At 63.9% G+C, this 1,076-nt stretch carries 1 protein-coding gene; it reads left to right on the forward strand.

All coding sequences use genetic code 11. The features are described from left to right. A partial coding sequence (locus FY112_RS21025) for an AAA family ATPase (RefSeq protein WP_151519209.1) occupies window positions 1-1,076 on the forward strand: 1,076 nt, incomplete at both ends.

Below are 1,076 nucleotides of genomic sequence, written 5' to 3' on the forward strand. Positions count from 1 at the left end.
CGTCGTCACGCCGGACCGCCCAAAGGGCAGGATCGTCTACAAGCTCTGGGCCGGCGACAAGGAAACCATGAAGGCATGGAAGGTCGCCTGGGCGGAAACGGCCAACCGGCACCTGGCGCTTGCAGGCCACGAGATCCGGCTCGATGGCCGCTCCTATGCCGAGCAGGGTCTCGATGGCATCGCGCAAAGACATCTCGGGCCGGAGAAGGCAGCCCTTTCCCGCCGGGGTGCCGAGATGTATTTCGCGCCGGCTGATCTCGCCCGCCGGCAGGAGATGGCGGACCGGTTGCTCGCCGATCCTGAGCTTCTGCTAAAGCAGCTCGGCAACGAACGCTCCACCTTCGATGAGCGCGATATCGCCAAGGCGCTGCACCGCACCGTCGACGATCCCGCGGTCTTCGCCAATATCCGGGCGCGGCTGATGGCGTCTGACGATCTCATCATGCTGAAGCCGCAGCAGGTCGATGCCGAAACGGGCAAGGCAGCGGAACCCGCGGTCTTTACCACGCGCGAGATACTGCGCGTTGAATATGACATGTCGCAGTCCGCGCGGGTTTTATCGGAACGTCGCGGTTTTGCAGTTTCGGCCGAGAGCGTGGCCGCAGCGATCGAAAATGTCGAAACAGCAGATCCGGAAAAGTCTTTTCGGCTCGATGCGGAGCAGGTGGACGCGGTCCGTCATATCACCGGTGACAATGGCATTGCCGCCGTGGTCGGCCTTGCCGGTGCCGGCAAATCGACTCTGCTTGCCGGCGCACGTGTTGCCTGGGAAAGCGAAGGCCGCCGGGTGATCGGCGCGGCCCTTGCAGGTAAGGCCGCTGAGGGGCTGGAAGACAGTTCCGGCATCAGGTCGCGAACACTCGCCTCCTGGGAACTCATCTGGGCCAATGGACACGAGACGCTTCACCGCGGCGACGTGGTGGTTGTCGACGAGGCCGGCATGGTGTCGTCGCAGCAAATGGCGCGTGTGTTGAAGATCGTGGAACAAGCAGGGGCGAAAGTCGTGCTGGTCGGCGATGCGATGCAGCTTCAGCCGATCCAGGCGGGTGCGGCGTTCCGGGCGATCACCGAGCGGA

The sequence above is a fragment of the Rhizobium sp. PEPV16 genome, from assembly GCF_008919455.1.
In the GTDB taxonomy this organism is placed as follows: Bacteria; Pseudomonadota; Alphaproteobacteria; order Rhizobiales; family Rhizobiaceae; genus Rhizobium; species Rhizobium leguminosarum_Q.